The sequence below is a fragment of the Nostoc sp. CHAB 5715 genome, assembly GCF_020829685.1.
Classification (GTDB): domain Bacteria; phylum Cyanobacteriota; class Cyanobacteriia; order Cyanobacteriales; family Nostocaceae; genus Nostoc.
The window spans coordinates 1-7,312 of record NZ_JAIVFR010000310.1 but is presented as its reverse complement, the minus strand read 5'-3'; the positions used below and the strand labels follow the sequence as shown (position 1 = coordinate 7,312).

Genomic DNA, 7,312 nt, shown 5'->3' with positions numbered 1-7,312 from the left:
TTATCTTTATTAATATTGATTTGTACTGAATTTGTCTTTCGGTTTACACTTGAGTTGATTATGTATCAAAAAAAGCCTTACATCAGGTCATGTAAATTGATTTTTTACTGCTTGTGAGAAATCCGGGCTTACACCTACGTTTTGCTTCTGGCTTTACCTGACCCCACGCATTACTCCAACCTAGAAGAAGTATCGCTGATGCAACTACTAAAATTTGGGAGATGTAGACTTTTCTCCCAATTTTGTTCTTTTGTCTGTGTGTACTCAGCATCAAAAGTTTTATATAGTTATATGCAAGTTAATAGCATACAAGAATTAGAGAGATAAAAAAAGGTGTTTAGGGTTGTAAATTTTAATAATAATTTGTTACTATTGAGACGCTATTAAATTCAATCAGCTTAATCTTCAATTAAATTAGGAGCTTTTTGTCTAATTCTTTCTATTATTTCGGCTCGCCAGATGAAAACCTCTGGTTCCCTAGATTCAGTTATTAAACAGCCTTCCCATGAAAGCCAGGAGTTGTCAAAATCACCTAAAGCTTCTTGTACTTGTGCCAACAAACAGTGAATAGATGTTCTCTGCATATCTAATTCTTTTGCTTTTTCTAAATATTGCCTTGCCTCCCGATACTTCTTCTGCTCAAATTTAGCCCAACCTAAGTTTTTATACAAAACTGCTTGCCATCTAGGATTTTTAGTTTTTTTAAGTCCTTCTTGAGCAAGAGAAATTGCTGTATTATAATCACCTTGTAGAATTTTTACTCTAGATAAATTATTGATAGCAATTATCGCTTGTCTATTAATTTTTATGGCTAACTGGTATTGTTGCTCCGCTAAATCATATTTCATTCGTTCATCGTAGTAAGTTCCCAATCCATAATGCCCTTCCCAATTATCAGAGGTTAACTTAAAAGCCTTTTCATAACTATCTATTACACACTGAGAATTTTGTAATTGTTTACACACAATACCTAAATTATTATATGATTCTACATTTGTGTCATTATATTTAATTGCTAATTCATAGTATCTTTTAGCTAATTCTAGACTCTTCGTACTACGAAGTCCTTTTTCAAAATAAAATTTGGAAATTGTGTATCTGTCTTGAGGATTAATTTTTATAGCTGAGTCAAAAAACTCTTGTGCGGTCTGAAAATTATTTGCTGCCTCAGCCTTCTCGCCTTGAGACAGTAAATATTTAGCTCTTAATGGTAATAATACTTTGAAAGTCACGAAGACTGTCAAAATCATAAATCCAATTGCTGCGCTGACTCTGAACGTTTTAGACTTCGTTACTCTATAAATTTTACTTTGCTGAGGAAGTAATTTTAACCGTTGCAGGATAACTTCAGTACTTTGCGGACGTTGCCCTGGTAAAGGAGCCGTCAACTCATCAATAAAATCAGCAAAAGGTTTGTCAATTTGCGGTGCTTTGTTTCTCCATATTAATCTTCCTGTCTGTTTATCCGTAGGTAAATCGATTAGTTGAATTGCAGTAAGTAGATGGACAAAAGTACGACCCAAAGCATAAAAGTCTGATTGCGGTACTGCCTGTCCATCAGTTTGTTCTGGCGGAGAGTAACGAGGTGTGCCAACAGATGTAATTTCATATTTTCCTCCTCTAGACGTGCTGTCTCCTCCACTTCCGCTTATTTTAGCTAAGTAAGTACTAGTCACTCGCCGTGCTACACCAAAATCCACTAACGCTAATTGACCACTTGACTGGAGAATTATATTAGAAGGTTTAATATCTCTATGAAAAAAATTAGCACGGTGTACTGCGGCAAGAATTTCAACTAATTCTTTTAGCCATTCTAATGCTTGAGATTGCAAAATACGCCCATTAGATTCTATCCATTGCTCTAAATTATGTCCCTCGATTTTATCCATAACCAAGCAATGTAAGGTTAAAGAACTATTGACAGGAACAAAAGTGAAAAAGTCATCTAAGGTACTTTTGGGAATATTTGGATGATGGATTAACCGTAAACTAAGAGATTCCCGCTCGATTAACTCAACCAGTTTCGGCGAGTTCAATTTCAGAACTTTCATAACTCGCTGCTTGCGGACGGGATTCCATTGAGTACCAGCGTCCTCCACTTCAAAAACTTCAGTATAGGTGAATGGATTTTCATTCAGCGGTCTTAATGGCTTAATCAAGCGGATGCGGTTATTAATTAGCAGCGAAGTACCACAAAAAAGACATTCTTCAATGTCTTTAGGATTTTGACGTTGCTCGCATAGGGGATTTATACAGTAACTCACATTCGCAGGAGGATAGCCAGATATAAACTACTAGCCCTTTCAAGGTGGTGAAATTTAGAACGGAATTGGTTATTTCAACCTTCAAAAAGCCCAAAATCTGAGCGGAGGATTCAAGATGGTAGCACTGAAACAACGTATCTTCGTTGGCCACCTTGAAAGGGCTAATATAAACTACTTACCCTAAATCTAGTCTTTCTTGCTATCAACGATAATATAAGTGAAGATTTAAAATTTTGAGTAGCATTTTCAATAAATAAAGTATATTTTATAACTTAAAAATAAAGAATAACTAGGAAAGTTGTTAATATTTGTGTATCGGTGGCAGTTTAACAGCAGCATTTAAAGTAATCAATTTGATAACTGCTACTGTGATCTAGTGACGGCAGTAGTTTTATTAACTACTTTTTCAAGATGTACGTAAGTAATGATTCTACTCTATCTTTCGTCCCCTTTGCATAATTGGTGACTTGAGTTATTATCTATTTGGAGCAAACAGCTATTAAGTAGAGAAATCAAGCATCACTGAGTTATTTCTAATACTTTAACTTGGTGGTTAGATTGAGAAAAAGCGTATGGGGTTGGTCGCTCGTTCGCTCGCTCGAACAACAGAATGAGTATAACTATGGATTATAATGCTGTCCAGATATTAAAATCACCAGTCTATTCTCCCCTTGCTTCAAAGAAACAAGAGCTTTTAGGGCAAAAACACTCTTCTGTGACAGTAAGTTTTGATGAAACTTTAGTAATAGTCAATGATTTAGTGCTTGCCAAAAGAGGTAGATACTTATCTCAACCAGAGATACTTATTATGAGAGGAGCGTGGCATAATCGTGAGTTTGTAGAGATAGCAGAAAATTCAGCCTATAGCGTCAATTACTTACAACGAGGCGTAGCTACTCGGTTATGGGATATACTCACGAAAACAATTGGAAATGGCAAGCGAGTTACTAAAAAGAATGTACGGAATTTTTTAGAGCAAGTTGCACAAGAGTATTATGCTCAATCTGCTTCTACTACTGAAGAAAAAAGCTCCCCTGTCAAAAATTGGATACAAATTATAGGAAGTAAACCTCCTGACATATCAAGTTTTTATGGACGCGCAGGAGAACTATCTTGCTTAAAAGAATTAATAATAAATCAACGCTGCGTATCGTTAGTAGGGGTAGCAGGCATTGGTAAAACTGCATTAGCTGCAAAGCTAATACAAGAAATTAGTGTAGAATCCAAACCCAAATTTGATTGCATAATTTGGAAATCAGTTGCCCATGCACCACTGCTTCAAGACTTTATAGCCGAGCTAATAGAGCTAATCCAACCTTTAGAGCCTAAGCTAGACTCACCTAAATTTACTCAAGCAATGGTTTCAGCATTGATCAAGCAGATGCAATCGCGCCGATGTCTTTTGGTCTTGGATGAATCCGATTCCTTGTTTGAAACAACTAATTTAGAGCAACACCTAGAGTACAAACTATTTTTTCGCAGATTAATAGAGGAAATGGATCAAAGCTGCTTGCTCTTCACTAATCGAGTTTTTTCTGATGAATTTGAGGATCTTATAATAGCAGGACGTCCTATTCAATATCTAAAAATAAAAGGTTTAGAGACTGATCCTGCAATGCAACTTCTATTTGATCAAGGATTGGATGACGAAGAAAAATGCAACGAATTAATTAAAATTTACTACGGCAATCCTTTAGAGCTAAAGACGGTAGTTACCCGAATTCACAACTTCTTTGGTGGAAGTGTTCAAAAGTTTTTTGAAAATAGAACTACGCTTTTTAGTAGCCAATTTCAAGCAATGCTTGATAAAGCCTTTGGTTACTTATTGAGTAAAATTCAACAACAAATTATGATTTATATAGCAGAAGAGTTAACTTTAAACTCAAAACCTGTTAAGTTTACTAGCTTATTAAATGGTTTGAATCAAAAGAAATCAATATTGTTATCAACATCAGATTTAATTACAGCATTGGAAGGGTTGGAAAAGCAGTTTTTAATTGAAACTATTAAGGATTCTGCTTCTGAAGAAAGTAGTTTTACTCTTCAACCTATAGTCAAAAAATATATTAGGAAAAATATACCAGGACTGGTGCATACATCTAATGCTTCACCAGAATTAGCGCTCACATTTTAACAGAGGTAGCTATGATTGCAGGCAAACTAGAAATCACAATTAAAATCAATGAACTGCCACAGCCTAAGGACATAGAGAACGGTTGGCAGCATTTTGACCTAGACTGCGACAGACAAATCATTTCAGCCACAGTTAAGGCAAAGATTTGGAAGAAACTGACCGATGCTGCAAGTAATTATTCTCAATGGGTAGGAGCAATTGCAGGTAAACTTGGACAGCAAGTAGAACAGGGTTTCGTGTTAGAGAAACCCAACATACAAGTTTTCGAGCGCAAGCCCAAGGCAGAAACGACCTCTGCCTTAGGTGCTACTTCTTGAAAAAGCGATTACCTAATCAGGGTAAGCTGGAACAAACGCTGGTAAATATGGAGGAGTCAAACAAAAAAAATCAGAATCTCGCTAGATACGGAAAGACCACAAGTTATGTAAAATCAAGCTGAATAGTTACGTAAAGGAGATAGAGGTGAAGAATTTGCAACAATACCTGCATTTAACGCACAAAGCGCCACTAAGGAGTCGCGCTTTGTACGAATCTTAAATTTCATATAACCTCAGAGCGGGGTTGATCTCGAAGGAACAAAATAAGTGGTTGTTAAAGTTTGGCGACTGAGATTACCACAAAAATTGTCCGACTGAGTTTATCCGCGCTGCTTCCCCTATTGTACAGGGGTTGTTACCAGAACGTCGAATTTTTGGTGGCAAATTTTGGCTATTAAAATTCTTCAAGTTTGGGAAATGTTAAATTTAATTAAGAAATATCCCGAATTTTGTAGTTAAAAGCAGTAGCAGCGCGAATAACAGTTATCAGTTACCAGTCAGAGTCTTTGATAACTGATAACTGATACAACCCCCTCTGAAGCTTGTAAACCGAGTTATCAGAGGCGAAATCATGACTTATAGCAAAACCCCCAAGGGCGCAGTAGTAGAGCGCATTGGGTCAGATAGTAAGGTTACACATCTTGTATGCGGTCTAGTAGAGGGGAATTTCAGCAATATCCTGGCTAGAGCGGAAATTGTCAGACTTTTTATAGAAGTGGAATTAGCTTTTAGTGTGCGTTCGCTGCTGACACTAGTGGTGCGCCACACTATTCGTGCGTGGTGGCTAGCATCAGGGTACAAATTATGCTGACACTAGATAGAGAAGAAACAACATCGCCACTTAATTACGATGATCTTAACAGCAGTATCAAAGACACCTTCGCTGCCATAGACCGATTTGAGTTGCAAGCGGTAGAAGCGGTCGCTCGGATTACTGGTTTATCAGTAGAAGTGGTACAACAATTACAGCAGGGAAAATCTGAGAACCAAGAGTAATTTTGCTACTATCTCTGTACTGAATCGACTCAACGATATCTGTACTTCAAGCCCCATTTTTTACCTTACTCAGTGACGGTGCTAGGTTGTTGACAACAATGCCCGTATTTGTTGTAGCTGCTTGTACTTATCCCAATTCCTGGGATTATGAGGTGATGACATTGATTCTTGAAATTCCCAGTTTTGAGAATTGGTATCGAAAAACTCAATGGCTGCATCAAAACCACATTGTAAAAATCTGGTGTATGATTCTTCCGAGCAAAGAATTGATTCGACGATTGCAGTTAAGAGTTTGAGGTTGGTTTCTGTAGCAGCACCCTCTTTTTGGAGCCATTCAATTGTTTCTATTAGCTGTTGTTTAGCAGAAGCCGCAGTAGATTCTGGTAGTGCTGCAATGGGAATAAAACCTGTTAGCTAGAGCGTCTCTTTCAAAATCAGATTGGGGATTGCGATAGCTCCACTGAATGAACCAGTAAGTTCCGAGCGCTCCTTCTACTTTCTGAAATTCGGCACAGAAGATGTAGTTTTTCAGTACGCTAGCGATCGCCTGATAACAGAATTCTTTTGGATCTCCCGGCATCCCCTCTTCACACCATTGCTGGAAAGCGCGATGGGCGAAGTGGTTGTACAATCCAGCAAAATTGTCATAACAAATAAAACCCCCCAGCGCGTGCCTCGAAAACAATCGCTGGGGAGGGTAGTTTCACGAACCAATTTGTAAGTTCATGACTACACAAACAATATCAAATCCTTCTGCACTATGCACGCTTGATTACGGCAACCTCAACACCAGTATCCAGGAAACCTTCACCGCCATCGACCGATTTGAGTGGCAAGCGGTAGATGAAATCCTCCTGATGAGGGAACAGCAGCTTTACCTGCAAGCTGGATATAAAAACTTTTCAGAATACTGCCAAAGCGAATTGTCTGCCTGGGGCGGCTATCGGCGAATCAATCAACTACTGGGGGCAAAGAAAGTAATTGTTGCCGCAGAGGAATTTGGCGGACATATCAAAAATGAGCGTCAGTCCCGTCCATTACTCCGTCTGGTCAAGGAACCAGAAAAACTCAAATGCGGTAGCGATCGCACTTGAAGAAAATCCGTCCCCCAGTGAATCAGATTTCGCGGCTGCTGCCAAGAAGGTTGCCCCCAAGCCATTCCGAAAAAAGCAATCAATTCAGGACCATTGGTTCCCAAAAAAGCTGTCGTCACAGTTTCATCACAATCACATCCCCGTGATGGCGAATCGGGAGTGATTGAGGCAGACGCGCCCAATAACTATCAGCAGATTGTTACCTTCAGTGATGGTGAAAGGCTGCTGGTAAACAATGCTGATTTGGCAGACGCAATTGTGTCCGAATCGAATGAGCGGACTTACCCAAAAGAATACGCCGAAGCGATCGCCCAAATCAGTTCCGCCGCACCTGTTGCCGTAAATGAATTTTCTTCAAGTTCAGCGATCGCTTATAAAACAGACATCTCCGAAAACTATCAAAGCTTTGCTGTAGCTAGCTTATAAGATGCCGATGCAAACATCAAAAACTAGCTAATCAATACGATAAAATAGGAATTTGAGATACTTGCTGATAATAACAAGGCA

General features: G+C 38.5%; 9 protein-coding genes. 7 read left to right on the top strand and 2 right to left on the bottom strand.

Going from position 1 to position 7,312, the window contains the following annotated elements:
• Positions 1-398: 398 nt before the first annotated feature.
• Positions 399-2,264 (bottom strand): tetratricopeptide repeat protein, encoded by a 1,866-nt coding sequence (locus LC574_RS18085; protein WP_229454788.1) that lies wholly within the window; start codon positions 2,262-2,264, stop codon positions 399-401.
• Between the two features lie 622 nt (positions 2,265-2,886).
• Between LC574_RS18085 and LC574_RS18080 the strand changes: the two genes are divergently transcribed.
• From LC574_RS18080 to LC574_RS18060, 5 genes are all read left to right on the top strand, one after another.
• Positions 2,887-4,398, top strand: a complete 1,512-nt coding sequence (locus tag LC574_RS18080; RefSeq protein WP_229454787.1) for an NACHT domain-containing protein — start codon at positions 2,887-2,889, stop codon at positions 4,396-4,398.
• 11 nt (positions 4,399-4,409) lie between these two features.
• Positions 4,410-4,715, top strand: coding sequence for a fertility inhibition FinO-like protein (locus LC574_RS18075; protein ID WP_229454786.1), 306 nt, complete (start codon positions 4,410-4,412; stop codon positions 4,713-4,715).
• A 571-nt stretch (positions 4,716-5,286) separates the two neighbouring features.
• Complete coding sequence (locus LC574_RS18070) at positions 5,287-5,526, top strand: hypothetical protein (protein ID WP_229454785.1); 240 nt, start codon at positions 5,287-5,289, stop codon at positions 5,524-5,526.
• Complete coding sequence (locus LC574_RS18065; protein WP_229454784.1) at positions 5,520-5,711, top strand: hypothetical protein; 192 nt, start codon at positions 5,520-5,522, stop codon at positions 5,709-5,711. The genes LC574_RS18070 and LC574_RS18065 overlap by 7 nt, the downstream gene beginning before the upstream one ends.
• Positions 5,712-5,809: 98 nt before the next feature.
• A complete protein-coding gene (locus tag LC574_RS18060; RefSeq protein WP_229454783.1) occupies positions 5,810-6,007 on the top strand; it encodes a hypothetical protein in 198 nt (65 codons plus the stop codon).
• A 62-nt stretch (positions 6,008-6,069) separates the two neighbouring features.
• Here the strand turns inward: LC574_RS18060 and LC574_RS18055 are convergent, their stop codons facing one another.
• Positions 6,070-6,342, bottom strand: coding sequence for a hypothetical protein (locus tag LC574_RS18055; protein ID WP_229454782.1), 273 nt, complete (start codon positions 6,340-6,342; stop codon positions 6,070-6,072).
• Between the two features lie 94 nt (positions 6,343-6,436).
• Here LC574_RS18055 and LC574_RS18050 point away from each other — a divergent pair, with 94 nt between their 5' ends.
• Positions 6,437-6,805 (top strand): hypothetical protein, encoded by a 369-nt coding sequence (locus LC574_RS18050; RefSeq protein WP_229454781.1) that lies wholly within the window; start codon positions 6,437-6,439, stop codon positions 6,803-6,805.
• A gap of 93 nt (positions 6,806-6,898) precedes the next feature.
• Positions 6,899-7,231 carry a hypothetical protein gene (locus tag LC574_RS18045; protein WP_229454780.1) on the top strand — a complete coding sequence of 111 codons (333 nt, stop codon included), beginning with the start codon at positions 6,899-6,901 and terminating at the stop codon, positions 7,229-7,231.
• Positions 7,232-7,312 lie beyond the last annotated feature (81 nt).

Excerpts from the sequence above, each read along its gene's own strand:
- LC574_RS18080 (WP_229454787.1), top strand. The coding sequence starts at position 2,887 with ATGGATTATAATGCTGTCCAGATATTAAAATCACCAGTCTATTCTCCC.
- LC574_RS18075 (WP_229454786.1), top strand. The coding sequence starts at position 4,410 with ATGATTGCAGGCAAACTAGAAATCACAATTAAAATCAATGAACTGCCA.
- LC574_RS18070 (WP_229454785.1), top strand. The coding sequence starts at position 5,287 with ATGACTTATAGCAAAACCCCCAAGGGCGCAGTAGTAGAGCGCATTGGG.
- LC574_RS18065 (WP_229454784.1), top strand. The coding sequence starts at position 5,520 with ATGCTGACACTAGATAGAGAAGAAACAACATCGCCACTTAATTACGAT.
- LC574_RS18060 (WP_229454783.1), top strand. The coding sequence starts at position 5,810 with ATGCCCGTATTTGTTGTAGCTGCTTGTACTTATCCCAATTCCTGGGAT.
- LC574_RS18050 (WP_229454781.1), top strand. The coding sequence starts at position 6,437 with ATGACTACACAAACAATATCAAATCCTTCTGCACTATGCACGCTTGAT.